General features: G+C 51.4%; 12 protein-coding genes and 2 pseudogenes. 6 read left to right on the forward strand and 8 right to left on the reverse strand.

Annotation, left to right across the window (positions count from 1 at the left end; genetic code table 11):
* The first annotated feature begins 15 nt into the window (after positions 1 to 15).
* The 6 genes from MJZ26_07895 (at position 16) to MJZ26_07920 (ending at position 8,584) form a co-directional block, all read left to right on the forward strand.
* On the forward strand, positions 16 to 2,433 hold the full coding sequence (locus MJZ26_07895) for an MMPL family transporter (protein ID MCQ2105699.1): 2,418 nt from the start codon (positions 16 to 18) through the stop codon (positions 2,431 to 2,433).
* Entirely contained in the window at positions 2,411 to 3,607 is a 1,197-nt protein-coding gene (locus MJZ26_07900) for a pyridoxal phosphate-dependent aminotransferase (protein MCQ2105700.1), read from the forward strand. The genes MJZ26_07895 and MJZ26_07900 overlap by 23 nt, the downstream gene beginning before the upstream one ends.
* Positions 3,608 to 3,683: 76 nt before the next feature.
* Positions 3,684 to 5,849, forward strand: coding sequence for an ATP-binding cassette domain-containing protein (locus tag MJZ26_07905; GenBank protein ID MCQ2105701.1), 2,166 nt, complete (start codon positions 3,684 to 3,686; stop codon positions 5,847 to 5,849).
* Entirely contained in the window at positions 5,846 to 7,348 is a 1,503-nt protein-coding gene (locus tag MJZ26_07910; GenBank protein MCQ2105702.1) for a serine/threonine protein kinase, read from the forward strand. The genes MJZ26_07905 and MJZ26_07910 overlap by 4 nt, the downstream gene beginning before the upstream one ends.
* Positions 7,349 to 7,471: 123 nt before the next feature.
* Entirely contained in the window at positions 7,472 to 7,897 is a 426-nt protein-coding gene (locus MJZ26_07915; GenBank protein MCQ2105703.1) for a YraN family protein, read from the forward strand.
* A gap of 87 nt (positions 7,898 to 7,984) precedes the next feature.
* Positions 7,985 to 8,584: a threonylcarbamoyl-AMP synthase gene (locus MJZ26_07920; GenBank protein ID MCQ2105704.1), complete on the forward strand. Its 600-nt coding sequence runs from the start codon at positions 7,985 to 7,987 to the stop codon at positions 8,582 to 8,584.
* Positions 8,585 to 8,897: 313 nt separating this feature from the next.
* On the opposite strand, the gene MJZ26_07925 is transcribed toward MJZ26_07920, so the two are convergent.
* The 8 genes and pseudogenes from MJZ26_07925 to MJZ26_07960 form a co-directional block, all read right to left on the reverse strand.
* Positions 8,898 to 9,383 carry a beta-hydroxyacyl-ACP dehydratase gene (locus tag MJZ26_07925; protein ID MCQ2105705.1) on the reverse strand — a complete coding sequence of 162 codons (486 nt, stop codon included), beginning with the start codon at positions 9,381 to 9,383 and terminating at the stop codon, positions 8,898 to 8,900.
* Entirely contained in the window at positions 9,370 to 10,365 is a 996-nt protein-coding gene (locus tag MJZ26_07930; GenBank protein ID MCQ2105706.1) for a UDP-3-O-acyl-N-acetylglucosamine deacetylase, read from the reverse strand. Before MJZ26_07930 ends, MJZ26_07925 begins: the two co-directional genes overlap by 14 nt.
* A gap of 25 nt (positions 10,366 to 10,390) precedes the next feature.
* Positions 10,391 to 10,738 (reverse strand): putative addiction module antidote protein, encoded by a 348-nt coding sequence (locus tag MJZ26_07935; GenBank protein MCQ2105707.1) that lies wholly within the window; start codon positions 10,736 to 10,738, stop codon positions 10,391 to 10,393.
* Positions 10,739 to 10,982: 244 nt separating this feature from the next.
* Positions 10,983 to 11,144, reverse strand: a pseudogene (locus MJZ26_07940) (UDP-3-O-(3-hydroxymyristoyl)glucosamine N-acyltransferase).
* 171 nt (positions 11,145 to 11,315) lie between these two features.
* A pseudogene (locus MJZ26_07945) lies at positions 11,316 to 11,546 on the reverse strand (UDP-3-O-(3-hydroxymyristoyl)glucosamine N-acyltransferase).
* Between the two features lie 437 nt (positions 11,547 to 11,983).
* Positions 11,984 to 12,946 (reverse strand): diacylglycerol kinase, encoded by a 963-nt coding sequence (locus MJZ26_07950; GenBank protein ID MCQ2105708.1) that lies wholly within the window; start codon positions 12,944 to 12,946, stop codon positions 11,984 to 11,986.
* 16 nt (positions 12,947 to 12,962) lie between these two features.
* Complete coding sequence (locus tag MJZ26_07955; GenBank protein MCQ2105709.1) at positions 12,963 to 13,484, reverse strand: gamma carbonic anhydrase family protein; 522 nt, start codon at positions 13,482 to 13,484, stop codon at positions 12,963 to 12,965.
* A 44-nt stretch (positions 13,485 to 13,528) separates the two neighbouring features.
* Complete coding sequence (locus tag MJZ26_07960; GenBank protein ID MCQ2105710.1) at positions 13,529 to 14,614, reverse strand: hypothetical protein; 1,086 nt, start codon at positions 14,612 to 14,614, stop codon at positions 13,529 to 13,531.
* Between the last annotated feature and the right edge of the window lies 1 nt (position 14,615).

Below are 14,615 nucleotides of genomic sequence, written 5' to 3' on the forward strand. Positions count from 1 at the left end.
ATTATATTAGAGGCGATGTTCTCCCTCTTTGCAAAAATTACCAAGAGAATCGCGCAATATCCCAAGGCGATCATAGCAGTCCTTGCCATACTTGGTCTTTTATGCATCTATCCCATCAACCACTTGCGATGGGAAATCCAGCTACAAGATGTCCTTAAGGGCAACGAAGTCCAAACCGACGTTCAAAAAATCGAGGATGCTTTCGGAGGTCTGGGCAGCCTTACGGTTATCCTGAGTTCCGGCGACAGCCTAGCCAACTATGATCTTGCCCATAGCTTTGCGGAAACCTTCGCCAGGGATTCCCTTGTCCACTTCATCGACTACACCGCCGATGTCGACTTTTTCAAGAAGAACCGTCTTCTTTATGCCAGCGAAGACGACCTGGAAAAGGTCATTGAAAGCATCGAGGAAACCCGCAGCAAGATCATTCTGCAGAACAATCCTTTCTTTGTAAGCCTGGATTCTACAGAAGAGAATCATTCTGATTCCGTCCCGAGGAACATTATCGAGGAGATCGAAGCCAAGTATTTCAAGAATCTCCAGCAGGGATATTCCAATCAAAACGGAACCATCAGGATTATTGACATCTACCCGACCAAGTCCTTGACAGACCTGAAAAGCAATCGAGAGCTTTACGCCAGCGTGGCCTACTTCATGAAAACCAACGCGGAAGCCCGAGGGATCAAGGTTCTCTATACAGGCGAAGTCTACGATTCGGTACGAACCGGGAAAAAGCTCCTGCCGGAGGCAAAGATTGCCGGAGGATTCGCCGCGCTTATCATCCTGATTCTACTGATCCTGCATTTCTACAAGCAGCCCCAGCTCATTGCGATTTCTGCTTTGCCCATGGCATTGCCTGCTGTATTTACCCTGGCTCTGACATACCTGATCTTTGGAAGAATCTGTCTGTTTACCCTCCCCCTGGCACTGCTACTGCCGGGACACGCCTGCCAGATAAACACCCATGTACTGGCCCGTTACTTCAAGGAACGTCAGAACAACCTGGGGCCTGTCCTTAGCGTCGAAAGCGCCATCCTTGGAATCATCCCTACGGTGGCGGCATCCTCACTGATCATGGCGGCCCTATTTGCTTCCCTCATCATCATCCCTCTTCCTGGCCTTAGGGAGTTCGGTGTAATGGGTGCCATCGGAACCATACTCAACCTGACCGTCTGTCCCCTACTGTCTACGTCCCTGCTGCAATTCCTCCAGCGTAAAAAGACATTCAGCATCATGGGAACGCCCTATACGCGAGTCCGAAAAATCAAGCTTTTGCCCAACGCCGTGAACTGGGTCATCATCATCACCCTCAGCATCATCAGCCTGTCGGGAATCCTGTATAGCGGCAACAACTTGAAGTTCCGTTACGACTTCAAGAAGATGGACATCCAGCACAATAAGGCCGAGGCAGATTCCCTAATAAGCGAAACCGGATTCTCCCCCTACGATCCGGTCATCATCATGTTGCCGGACTCTTCCTACAATGACGACCTACTCCAGGATATCAGCCATCTGCAGGAACGAGGCGTTATTCCCGACATCGAGAAGGTGTTCACTCAGTACCAGTTCATGCCCAAGCTTTCCAAGCAGAAATCCGAGCAGGTTCAACAGCTGAAAAAGCTTGCAACTCCGGAAGTCCTATCCAGGCTCAGTACCAGTGACAGCGCAAACATAGTCGAGATGCTGGAAAACTACGACAGCGACGTCAAGGACTTCGAGCTCTCCGAAAACATCCGACGCAAGTTCTCCGACAGGAACGGCAATTCCGGAGTCTTCGCCTTTATCATTCCCAGCAGCAATTCCGAAAACGGTCTTTACTGCAGACACGTCACTTCCCAGATTAGAAAACTGGAAGGTGTTCAAGACAAGAAATTCAAGGTGTACGGCACTCCTATCCTAAGGGCCTCGGTACTGGACGCCATTCTAGCCAACCTGGACAAGTCCATATTCCTCGGGACAATCCTGCTTTGGATTATTCTCCTGCTTTACTACAACAAATTGAGCCGCGCCTTCTTTACCATCTTGCCAGCCCTGTTCTCCATGAGCTGGCTTACCATCACGATCCACTTTAACAACATCCATCTTTCGGCATACAGTTCCCTTGCCTACATCCTGCTTATTGGAACCAGTGTTGACGGTTCACTACAGTTGTGGGCGGCTTACTACGAGAAGCAACGCGGTACAGCCCTGACCGTATTGCAAAACAATCTTTCTTCTATTATCGTTGCACAGTTGGCCACCTTCATTGGAACCTTCGCCTTGCTATTCTCCTCCCATCCGGGAATCAGAAGCATGGGTGAAATTTCCCTGATCGGACTTGTGTGCATATTCATTTCCCAGTTTACAATATTCCCCTTAATTGCAGGGACCCTGGACCAGTACAGGGTTATCAAAAAGATAAGGCTCAGACATGGCAAAACCTCTCTCCACTAGAACATTGAACATCGCCGCCAGCTTGACGGTTGCAATTGACACCTTGGCAAAGCAGATGATCGCCGACGGCAAGGACGTGGTAAGCCTCGGCGCAGGCGAACCGGATTTCGGAACCCCCGCCCCCATCCAGGAAGGCGCATGCAAGGCCATCCACGAAGGCAAGACCCGCTACACCGCTCCCGTTGGCATCATGGACGTTCGCAAAGCGGTTGCCAACAAGCTTAAGGTGGAGAACGGACTCAACTACAAGCCCGAACAGATTATCATGACCAGCGGGGCCAAGCATGCAGTATTCAACTCCCTGGCGGCCCTCGTCAATCCTGGCGATGAAGTGATCATTCCCGCCCCTTACTGGGTAACCTACCCGGAACTGGTGAAATGGCTTGGCGGTACTCCGGTCTTTGTCCAGGCAACCAAGGACGCCAACTTCAAGATTACTGCGGAACAGCTTAAGGCAGCCTGCACCGAAAAGACCAAGGCCATCCTGCTGAACAACCCCTGCAACCCCACCGGCGCCGTCTATACCAAGGAAGAATTGGCCGCACTCGCCAAGGTAATTGTCGAAGAGGACATCTACTGCATCTCCGACGAAGTCTACGAATACTTTGTCTACGACACCGAGTTTGTATCCGCCGCAGCATTCCCCGGCATGGAAGAAAGGACAATCGTGATCAACGGTTTCTCCAAGTCCCACTGCATGACCGGATGGCGCATCGGCTACGATGCCGCCCCGGCTGAAATCGCAAAGATCATCGGAAAGATCCAGGGACAGGCAACTCACCATCCCAGCAACGTGGCTCAGTACGCAGCCCTTGCTGCACTCGAAATGGACAAGAGCAACGTGGAAGCCATGCAGAAGGCTTTCCGCAAGCGTCGCGATTACATGCTGAAGCGCACGGCAGAGATTTTGCCGGTTCCGGCTCATGCTCCCGAAGGTGCGTTCTACCTGTTCGCTCCCGTAGATTGCTTCTACGGCAAGAAAACTCCCGAGGGAAAGGTCATCGGCGGTTCCATCGAACTTTGCGAATACCTGCTGCAGAGCCAGGGCCTTGCCATTGTGCCGGGCGCCGCCTTCGGTGACGACACCTGCGTTCGTTTTTCCTATGCGGCAAGCGACGAGACTTTGGAAAAAGCCTGCAACCGATTCATTGCGGGCTTGAAGGCTTTGGCATAAGGATGATAGGCTCGTGACTCCAGATTCGAGATTCGAAGCCCATTATTCATTGTTAATTGTTAATAGTTAATTGTTAATGCAATCATTTAGAATCATCAACGTAGAATCCGGCAAGGCTTTTACCATTGGGCGAAAGTCTGACAACAGCCTGGTACTGGACAACCTTATGGTTTCCAGGTATCACGCTGTCATCCAGAAGGAAGATACTGCGCAAGATGGTTGCAACAAATGGATGCTCACCAGCCTGACGGGAAATAGCGTGACCCAAGTCAACGGGAAGTCTATTCCCGAGGGGCACGACAACTCCACGGAAATTCAGGACGGAGATGTCATCCTGATTGGTCCTATACAGCTGCGGTCCACCCTCAGGGGCGACAAGCTTTCACTTTTGGTGATGGACTCCGTGGACACGGACCTAGTACAAAGCTGGCCCTTGAATTCCCAATGGAAAACACTGGACGACGAAGGCGGCCACATAAATCTCCCTCAGGGAACCTGCGCAAGGCTTACCGAGATCAGCGGAGAGAACGGCGAAAAGATCCTGGTGGCCCAAGTCAGTTTCAAGGAAAAGGTCGTTAGCCCTCAGGGAAAACAGAAAAAGATTGTATCCCTGCAGAAGGGAGAATCCATACGTCTACCCGGATGCAAGATCCAGTTTGACATCACCGGCGGAGAAGGTGAAATCACCTGCAAGAACCAGCCCTACGGATTCAGCGTAAAGGCCGCAGGCCTTGATGTATTCGCCGGAAAAAAACAGCTGCTGACAAGCATCAACTTTCAGCTTCCCGCCGGAGAGATTCTTGCCATCATCGGACGTTCCGGACAGGGAAAGTCTACACTCCTGCGACTGCTCCAGGGCATTAACCGCAGTGGAGAAAAGTCCGCTGTAAGCATCGGCGGGCTGGACTACCGTAACGAAGAAATCCGCAAGCACATCGCCTTTTTGGAGCAGGATCCCGAATTACGTAAGGACCTGACTGTAAAGGAAACGCTTCTTGACGGCGGACGGATCAGCATGAACCGTCACGAATACAAGGCCGGCGTCCAAGGGCGACTGGAAAAGTTCTGCGAACTTTTCGGGCTGAGCGGACGGATGGACAATGCGGTAAGGACGCTCAGCGGCGGCGAAATGCGCCGCGTCGCCCTCGCCCGCGAGCTCATGGGAAACCCTGGGCTTATTATCCTTGACGAGCCCCTATCCGGCCTCGATCCCTACAACTCAAAAATACTCTGTACCCACCTGAAGCAATTGGCCTTCCTAGGTCACACCGTAATCCTTACCACTCATAGCTACGAGGCTCTGGAAATCGCAGACAAGGTCCTGGTCATCCACAACGGCGAGCAGGCTTTCTATGGTCAACCTAGGGAATGCTACAGTTTTTTCAACACCAGGGACCCAGAAGAAATCCTTTCCAGACTGAACCAGGATTCTTCCACCCTCTGGCTGGAACACACCCGCAAAAATACCCTACGACTGGATACACCCCACCAGGGAAACAACGGCAATTTCTACTTCACAAAGACCAGGCTCTCCCCCACATTCCTTTACAAGGTGGGCCTCACAGCCAAGCAGTGGTTCCGCGACAAGGGCAAGTTCACAGCCCTGCTGCTGCAGCCCCTAGTTATCGGCTTTCTTTTCTCCCAGATATTCTCCGACCTGTCGTCACTCTGGATTGTATCCTTCGCCTTGATCCTTTCCGCCAACTGGCTGGCACTTTCCCTTTCCATCCGTGAGATTGTCCAGGAAAAAGAAATCCTCCTTAACGAATTCCGGAAGGGTGTTCCCGTGGTTACCACCCTCTGCGCAAAGCTTTTCCTGCCCATGGTTGTAGCCTGGATTCAAACACTAGTGGTATTCGCCTTCGTCAACTTCCGCATGACCCTCCACGTTCCGGTACCGTTACTGCTATTGACCTTGCTGACCATGGTGATTCCACCCATAACCGTAGGTCTTGCAGTCAGCGCATTCTCCAGAAACGCCGGACAGGCAAACGCCCTCCTGCCCCTGCTGATTATACCCCAGGTTGCCTTGGCCGGAGCCCTGGTTCCCCTGGACCAGATGTTACCCATCGGCAGGGCCCTATCCTACGTTATTTGGTCCCGATACAACCAAAGTAGCCTTACACACCTATTATTGGATCAGCAGGACCCCATAGAAAACACTTTGTTGGCCCTTGCCATCGCTTTAGGTTTTTATATTGTGATGGTAATTAAAATATTCAGCATCAAGAAAGCAAAATGATCGCACCGCAGAAACCTGAAATTTTTCCTCGTCCATTCAACGAAAACTACGACCTTCTCGGCACCTTGGGAAAAGGCGGCATGGGAAACGTCTACAAGGCCATGGACAAGAGGCTGAAGCGTGAAGTTGCTTTTAAGATCCTGGACGCCTCCTCCGACGAGGAAGCCATCAAGCGCTTCTACATGGAAGCCCAGGCCATGAAGGAACTGGACCACCAGAACATCGTTCATGTGTTCGACTTCGGTCAGCAGAACAATCAACTGTTCATTTCCATGACATACGTCCAAGGCACCAACCTTTCAGAGATTCTCCACAACAAGGAACAGCTCTCTTTCGAGGCCATCGAGGTCATTATCCGCCAGATTGCCCGCGGTCTTCTCTATGCCCACAGCAAGGGAATCGTACATCGTGACGTAAAGCCCTCCAACATCATGCTGACCCGCGACAACCGCGTGTACATCATGGACTTCGGCATTTCCTACGTCCAGGAAATGGAAAAGGACCGTCTGACCCGTACCGGCATGACCATGGGAACTCCCGAATACATGAGCCCCGAGCAGTGCCACGGCGACAGCGTCACCCTGCAGTCTGACATCTACAGCATGGGCGTCATCCTGTACGAAATGACATGCGGACGCCTGCCCTTCGAAGGCAACCGCCCTGTGGAAATCGCCCTGAAGCACGTTCAGGAACAGCCTCCTGCACCCGCCCAGTTCCGCAAGGACATGCCCCCGGGACTTACTGAACTGATTCTCAAGTGCCTCAAGAAGAAATTGAACGAACGTTTCCATGACATGCAGGAATTCCTGGATGCCTGCGACCAGGTTTTCGGAGCTGGAAGCGACAGACAACGACTTACCGGAAGCCACACTCCGCTGCGCCGCCGCACTGTGTCCATTTCCGATACGGTTACAAGGATTTCTCCCAAGGCTCGAGCCCTCCAGAAGAAACTTGCCGCACTGACAATCTTCATCTTCCCCATCATCATCATGCTGCTTATCCTGCTGATGCTTACCCATAAGCCGGAAAGCACACTCCGTGAACTTGAATGGACAGATGCCCTCGGCAACTACGAGACAAAGGCCTTGGAAGTGGACCAGTCCAAGGGCTACCCATTGTCCAACCTGAGCGACGACGACCTTACTACGGCATGGCTCTACACCAAGCCCCAAAAACCCCAGAATCCGGTGCTGACCCTGTACTTTGAGAACAATGCCATCGTTACCCATTTCGGTATCGCCATCGGTTACCAGCGTTCCGTTGACGATGCTTTCGGTGACCGTTTCCGCATCTTCAAGAAGCCAAAGACAATCACCATCGAGACCAAGGATGGCTTTAAGCAGAAGGTAAAGCTCGAGAACATCAAGGGTATGCAGTATCCCAACATCCAGGCAATGGAAACCACGGAACTGAAAATCTACCTGGATGATGTCTACGAGGCCGAAAACGAAGACTTCGCCATTTCGGAAATCCGCTTGCTGGGCATGGAACTTCCTTAATCTTTTTTAGTTCATACATCATTTCTTACATCGCCTAAGGGCGCGTTATTAGATTGAAAAGTTTTCCCCAAGGAGGGAAAGCTTTTTGCATATCGAACCACAAACCCAAGGAGCGAAGGAAAAATGATTAAAAATAAGAACGCAGACACAAACAAAAAAGAAAACAAGTCCAAGGGTAACTTTATAGAATCCCTGGCTGCAGCCTACCTTAGGCGCTTAGGCTACGAGATTCTGGCACGCAATTACGCCTACCGCGGAGGCGAGCTGGACATTGTGGCAAAAGACGGCAACACCATCGTTTTCGTGGAGGTAAAATCCGTGTGGAACAACCAGCAGGGAAATCCTGCGGCACGTGTCAACCGCATGAAGCAGCAAAAGATCTGGCGCACCGCCTGCCATTACCTGCAGGAGAACAGGGCGGCGGCACCCAAGGGATTCGACCAGCCTTGCCGTTTCGACGTGCTCAGCGCAAGAGTCTACCAGAAGCCACTGCAGTTCAGCCACCTGAAAAATGCCTTCGAGGGAACACAAGTTATTCCGCAGTGCTAAGAATCCAGTGGAACAATTGCTCTCACATGGAACATTATTTTTGCAATTTTAATGCACAAATCCTCAAATTTTGTGTAAATTCAGCCTATGCGATTCGAAGTACATCCTCAAAATCCCCAGGCCCGCATCGTAAAGCTGGCCGCAGCCGCTCTCGAAGACGACGGTCTCGTACTGTACCCTACGGAATCCGGCTACGCCATCGGCTGTAACGCGGAATCCCCCAAGGCCATCCACAAGCTATACGCCCTCAAAAAGCCTATGAAGAAATTCTTCATGGCATTGATCATTCCGGACATTCGAACCGCAACCGACTACGCCCGCGTAGACAATTTCGCCTTCAACATCATGAAGCCCCGCGTTCCCGGCCCCTTCACCTTCATTCTGCCGGCAGACCCCCACATCGCCCGCCGCCTGGACGTGAAGCGCCCCGAAATCGGTGTCAGGATGCCTACCCACCCCTTCTTCCAGGAACTGTTCCAGCACTTCGACAAGCCCATCCTGAGCACCGCCGCAAAACTCAGCGACGAAGACATCTACGAACCCGACGATCTCTGGAAAACCTTCGAGCACTCCGTGGACATGATGGTGGACTGCGGCCCCATCGAAATCCGCCCCACCAACATCATCAGCCTGGTGAACCATCACGAAGTTGAAATCATCCGCGGCGAACTGGACCCGGAGATGTAGAGCAAAGAGGCCGCGACATCATCCCAAGTGTAAATGGGATTGTCGTCATTCCGAGAAACATAAGCATTCTTCGTCATTCTGAGAGCCGCAGGCTCGAAGAATCCATAACGAAATTAGAACAAATCAAAATACAAATCCCTCCATGTTGGATTCACGCTTTCCAGCAATTCTATCTTGCGCACCCTTCTCCATAAAAACGAAGATACCAAAAAAGGACTGTCATTTGATGACAATCCTCTTTTTTACTTATGTACTGGATCCTTCAGGATGACGTAACGCCGTTAACGAAACAGCATTCCCGCGCGGCAAGCCACTAAACCATTGCAGCGCTGAATTCAGCTTCGGTCACCAGGTCTTCACCGATGAACACCTGACCGGCATACTTGAAGATGCCGCGGCGAGCCATGCGAAGGTCAGTGAGGCGAACCTTCAAAATGATATCGGTGGGAGGAATCACAGCCTTGCGGAAGCGGCAGTTTTCCACACCCATGAAAGCCGGGCGCTTGCCCACGGTCTTTTCTTCCATAGCAATCATGGTAAGGAGCGTTGCAGCCTGAGCCATAGATTCAATCTGGATCACGCCGGGCATCACCGGATTGCCAGGGAAATGACCCTTGAAGAAATCCTGTTCGCCAGTCACGTGCATGCGGCCCACCAGAGAAGGCGAATTTTCAGCAGTGCCATCACCAACGTTCAGTTCCAGGATTTCGTCAACGAAAGCAAAGGGGAACTTCTGGGGAAGAACTTCGTGGCAAACATCTTCGCCGTAGAGAACGCCTTCTTTATCAGATTTTTTCAAAGAGTCCAGCAGAGACATAGGGAATTAACCTCTCCATGATTTGTCGGTGGGAAACATGCCCACCATTTGTGATTTCGATTCGGACTCTGGGAAGAGCCGGACAGATAAATGTGATATCGCCAATTAAATCTAGTATTTTATGCATGGCAGGTTCGTTTGCCACACGAAAATCCTTGGAACATTTTGCACCGTCGCAACGGTTCAGCAGCATGCCGCAGGATTCATCTACACCGCCCAGCAGGCCATTGGCCTTTGCCTGTTCAAATTCCTCGGCAGAAATGAAGGTGCGGGCCATAAAAATCTGGAACAAGTTTTCCGGCGAATAAATACTGACAGCGGCGGCAGACTGCAGGTCGCAAGCATCCCCGCGACTCTTGCTGCGGTCCAGAACATATTCCACCTCAAAAGTTTCTGCAGGGCAAATACGAACATGACCGAAAGTGCGTTCAGAACCGTCGGCAGCCTTCGCCGTCAAATCCCATTCGGCCTTTACAGGAGCATCATAAAACACAAGGGCTTCCGGCTCCCCCGCTGCTCGACGCAGGCCATAGAAGAAGGGCGCTGCAGAACCATCCATCAGGGGAACTTCCGCGACGTTCTGACCAGCGATGCTCCGACCTGCGGCTTTCCCGGCTGCATCATCAGCGGCTGTTCCGCGAACCAAGTTCACGTTAAACCTGCGGCCAGGCCACATCAGGAATACAGGAGCCAGATGTTCCGGGCCGGCAATAGCACCAGCATTCAGCCCCACCGCATGAGCACGACTCTCATCCTCGTAAGAATAAATTGCCGTACGTGCAGCGCCAAACTTCAAGTCAGAAAAAATCTTGCAGAGATCCGTGCGGTAAACTTCGCGACCGTCCACACTCCAAACCACACGAGGTTTGTGGGTAGGATCCCTTTCCAGAACATCCACCGTCACCTTGGCATTCCTATAGCTCAAGGACGGAGATTCAAATTCAAAATGCTGAGCGTTGGTCATAACTTAGGAACAAAGATAATATAACTTACTTCGCTTTGTATTTTGCACGCTTTTCAGCGACAACGTTTGCTCGCACTTTCTTTTCGGGCACAATCTTCAAAGAAAGTTGAAGTCCCATTGCGTTCAAAACCCGCATTACCGTATCGAAGCGAGGATGAGCATCCTCCTTCATTGCCTTGTAAAGACTTTCACGATTCAGCCCAGATTTCTCAGCAATTTTCGCCATACCCGCTGATCGAGCCGCAGTGCTAACGCAATGTTGCCAAAACACAGGATCATTTTCAGCAAGAGCCTCCTTCAAAAAAAGTTTAACAGACTCTTCTGTATCCAAGAATTCTGCAACATCCAAATCCGTAACTTTAACCTTACCCATTATTCAGTTCCTTCTTATTCCTCCTTAATGTAGCCATTCGGCTACAAACTGTCAAGATTTTCACAAACAAAAAAAGGCCGTATTCCTACACGCACCATTTCAGGCATTTGTAGCCTATCTATGGGATATAAGAACGCGACCTAAAGCGAGAGCAGCGACCATTTATGGTCATTGCCTTCAGCAACCATTGTCTGTCTAAAAAGAATGTACTAAAAAATAAATGTCAAAAGATGATAATGAAAAATTATTTCTTCAGATTCTTTTTTGCCATCATGCGGAGTTCCACCATTTGCCTGCGCCAGACATCGGCGTCGATGGCGGGGAAACCTGCTACGGTGCGGCCTGCGGGAACGCTCTTGGTGACGCCGGCTTTTGCGGTGACGATGGCGCCGCGACCGATGGTAAGGTGGCCAGCAGCCTTTGCGCCGCCGGCAATGTTCACATCATCTTCTACGATAGTGGTGCCGCCTAATGCAGTTTGTGCGGCCATGTAGATGTTGTTTCCCAGAACGCAGTTGTGACCGATTTGCACCATGGCATCGAAATGGCAATCGTTCCCGATGGTGGTGGGCGAAATAAATCCGGCGGCCACCACGGTGTTTGCGCCAAAGCTGCAGTTGTCGCCAATGCGGACTCCTGCCACATGGGGCACCATGCGACGTTTGCCCTGGTATTCATAGAAGCCAAAACCGCGGCTACCGACCACAACGCCTGCCTGAAAAATGCAGCCCTCCCCCACAACAACGTTGGGGTAAATCACTACGTTTGCTTCCAGGCGGCAGCGGGCACCAATCCTTGCGCCGGGCATTACAACGCAGCCGGGGCCAATTTCTGCCGTGGGATCAATCTCGGCAACCGCCTTGCCCGACGAATCTCGCGGCACGTCCACCAGGTCTTTTCCGTACTTTTCCAGAAAGCAGACCATGGCGTGATAGGGATTTTCTACAGGAACCAGGCAGCGGACCTTGGGGAAAATTTCTCGCGCGGTACCCATTGGAACAAATAATACGCCGGCCTCGCACTTTGCCAAATCCGCCGCAGAAAATCCGTTAGCCCCCGTAATGCTCTTGACATTCCCTGTCCAAAAGCTGACGTCTGCAGGGCCTGCTTTTTCCAGGGAGGCAAAACCGGAAAGCACTAGATCCTTCGCTTCGCTCAGGATGACAACAGAAGAGGACGCGACGCTACTTGCGACAGAAGATGATGCAACGTCATTTAATATTTCTTGCAATTTGACGGAATGCATCATTCCCCCAGGGCAAGAATCTGAACCTGGCAAGCATAGTCAATCTGAACCTGGCCACCAATTTTGCCACTTAAATCTTCACCATCCAGCTGCAGGAATTCATCTTCTGCAAATTCCATCTTCAGGGACTTCGCCTTTCGAGAAATCAAGAAGTATTTCTTCACAAGATTTCCCACCACAGGAACAGAACCGATTGCAATGGCCAACAGGAACATCAACATGTTGGGAACGCAAACCACTTCCAGCAGGCAATCTGCCATGTCGGACTTATAGAAAGGCCTTGAGCCACCGGCAAAGCTGGGGATATTCCCCACAATGACAGTTCGATGACCAGAAAGATCCTGAGAATATTCCTTACCATCAGCATCGACAAAGGATACCTTTGCCTGCTTCAACTTATAGTTCCTATCCGCAAAGAAACGATCCACATAGTGAATTCGATTTGCAATCACGGAATTGGAGTTGAACGCGCCCTCAGAGCGATCCTGATTAAAGTCATGGGCGATTCTAGCGTCAATTCCACCGGAGAAATAATTGGCAAAGGCCATCTTGCCATTGACCTTCCAAATATCGAAGGGGCGGGACTTGGCAAGCAGAAGCCTACGCACAAGGAACAAAAGTCCCTTATCCACATAGGGCTTGTACAAGTTCAATACTCGGGCCAGGTCGTTACCTGTTCCCAAGGGAATGAGGCCAATCTTGACAGACTTTGCATAGTCGGAGGCAACCATTACAGACAGCACGGAAGACACCGTTCCATCGCCACCTACGGCAATCAAGGTTTCGGTGCATGCGAGAGCATCTTCAATCTGTTTTTCCATACCCTCATGAATGGTGAACTCAGCTTTCCACTGGTCCTCCTTGTAATTCATGGACGACATGATCTCTGGCAAGAACTGAAAAATGGTCTTGCCCTGGCCGCCGCCACTAATGGGATTGATCAGAAAAACAAACTTGTACACGAACTACCCTTTTGCGTTACCGTTGCTGAGCCTTTAACAGCTCATCCTTTGCTTCTATGTAATGCAAAACACCATCGTGAAATTTACGAATTTCTTCGTCGGTTAGTGTACGGGCAACCCTTGCCGGAGCCCCAACAATAAGGCTTCCTTCGGGATATTCCTTGCCTTGAGGCACCAAGGCCCCTGCGGCAACCACGGAATTCTTGCGAATCCGGGCCCCGTCCATGACAATGGCTCCCATTCCGATTAGGACATTATCCTCGATATCACAGGCGTGGATAATTGCGTTATGACCAACCGTGACCTCATTTCCGATATGGACCCCAACATCCTTGGACAAGTGTACGCTCACGTTATCCTGGATATTGGTTCGGCAACCGATACGAATTTCTGCCAGGTCCGCACGGATGACTGCGTTGTAGAAAACAGAGGAATCATCCCCGATTTCAACGTCACCGATAAGACGGGCTCCCTCAGCCAAGAAAACCCGTTCTCCAAGAACAGGTTTCATGCCTTTATATTCAATTATGCTAGCCATACCAACAATGTATAATATTTCCCGACAAAAAATCGGGCAGTTGGCTAAATATCAAAGAATAGGGAAATATAGGGGCCTTGACCAAAATTAGTGATGATGGAATAGCCACCTTCAAGACCAAGGAATCCAGACTTGATATAGGCTCCAGTCCTGTAAACCGTACTTAAGACGGAACTTCCATCAATATGCCAGGCCAAGGTCTGACGAAAACCAATAAAGGGGAAACCCGCTTCAACTTGGGCCGCAGGCATGATGGCTCCATCAAGATACCCAAAGTTGGTATAATTGAGGTTGGCTGCAAAAACTCCGCCCACGCCAAGAGCCATTCTCCATTCATTTTCATATCCCGCAAGGAAGAAGGCGTCCGCGGACCCTCTAAGAACGAGTCCGTTTCCTTCTACATCTTCCAGATAGTACGGAGAATTAGGATACAAAACATAGGGGTTTATAGTAACGGCCATGCGGATACTGGAGAAGAACCCGTGTTCAGAACGAGTCAGCATCGACGGAATGCCTGCAACAGCAACTTGATTCGCAGCATTCGGTACTGCAGTTGCAGAAGCGCTGGAACCCTTGACAACAGCAGCAGGCGCAGGACATACAATACTTGCACTGGGGACATAGCGGATCGGTTCACGCTTAGACGGAGGAAGCTGTTCCGGAGCGGCGTCAGGAACAAATACCGGAGCAGGCTGGGCAACAGGTGTAGGCTGCGCAACAGGGGCTGGTGCAGGGGCGGGCTGAGGAGCGGCTACAGGCTGGGCAACAGGTGTAGGCTGCGCAACAGGAGCTGGTGCAGGAGCGGGCTGAGGAGCGGCTTCTGGCTGGGCAACAGGTGCAGGCTGCGCAACAGGGGCTGGTGCCGGAGCAGGCTGAGGAGCTGCTTCTGGCTGGGCAACAGGCGCCGGCTGCGCAACAGGGGCTGGTGCCGGAGCAGGCTGAGGAGCTGCTTCTGGCTGGGCAACAGGCGCCGGCTGCGCCACAGGGGCTGGTGCCGGAGCAGGCTGAGGAGCTGCTACTGGCTGGGCAACGGGTGCAGGCTGCGCAACAGGTGCTGGTGCAGGAGTCTGTCCCATAGAAAAGGCGAATGCAGACAAAACACAGATTGACAACTTTGAGAACTTCTTCATA

This window comes from Fibrobacter sp. (assembly GCA_024398965.1).
In the GTDB taxonomy this organism is placed as follows: domain Bacteria; phylum Fibrobacterota; class Fibrobacteria; order Fibrobacterales; family Fibrobacteraceae; genus Fibrobacter.

Coding starts and splice junctions, on each gene's coding strand:
- MJZ26_07895 (MCQ2105699.1), top strand. CDS start 16: ATGTTCTCCCTCTTTGCAAAAATTACCAAGAGAATCGCGCAATATCCC.
- MJZ26_07900 (MCQ2105700.1), top strand. CDS start 2,411: ATGGCAAAACCTCTCTCCACTAGAACATTGAACATCGCCGCCAGCTTG.
- MJZ26_07905 (MCQ2105701.1), top strand. CDS start 3,684: ATGCAATCATTTAGAATCATCAACGTAGAATCCGGCAAGGCTTTTACC.
- MJZ26_07910 (MCQ2105702.1), top strand. CDS start 5,846: ATGATCGCACCGCAGAAACCTGAAATTTTTCCTCGTCCATTCAACGAA.
- MJZ26_07915 (MCQ2105703.1), top strand. CDS start 7,472: ATGATTAAAAATAAGAACGCAGACACAAACAAAAAAGAAAACAAGTCC.
- MJZ26_07920 (MCQ2105704.1), top strand. CDS start 7,985: ATGCGATTCGAAGTACATCCTCAAAATCCCCAGGCCCGCATCGTAAAG.
- MJZ26_07930 (MCQ2105706.1), bottom strand. CDS start 10,365: ATGACCAACGCTCAGCATTTTGAATTTGAATCTCCGTCCTTGAGCTAT.
- MJZ26_07935 (MCQ2105707.1), bottom strand. CDS start 10,738: ATGGGTAAGGTTAAAGTTACGGATTTGGATGTTGCAGAATTCTTGGAT.
- MJZ26_07955 (MCQ2105709.1), bottom strand. CDS start 13,484: ATGGCTAGCATAATTGAATATAAAGGCATGAAACCTGTTCTTGGAGAA.
- MJZ26_07960 (MCQ2105710.1), bottom strand. CDS start 14,614: ATGAAGAAGTTCTCAAAGTTGTCAATCTGTGTTTTGTCTGCATTCGCC.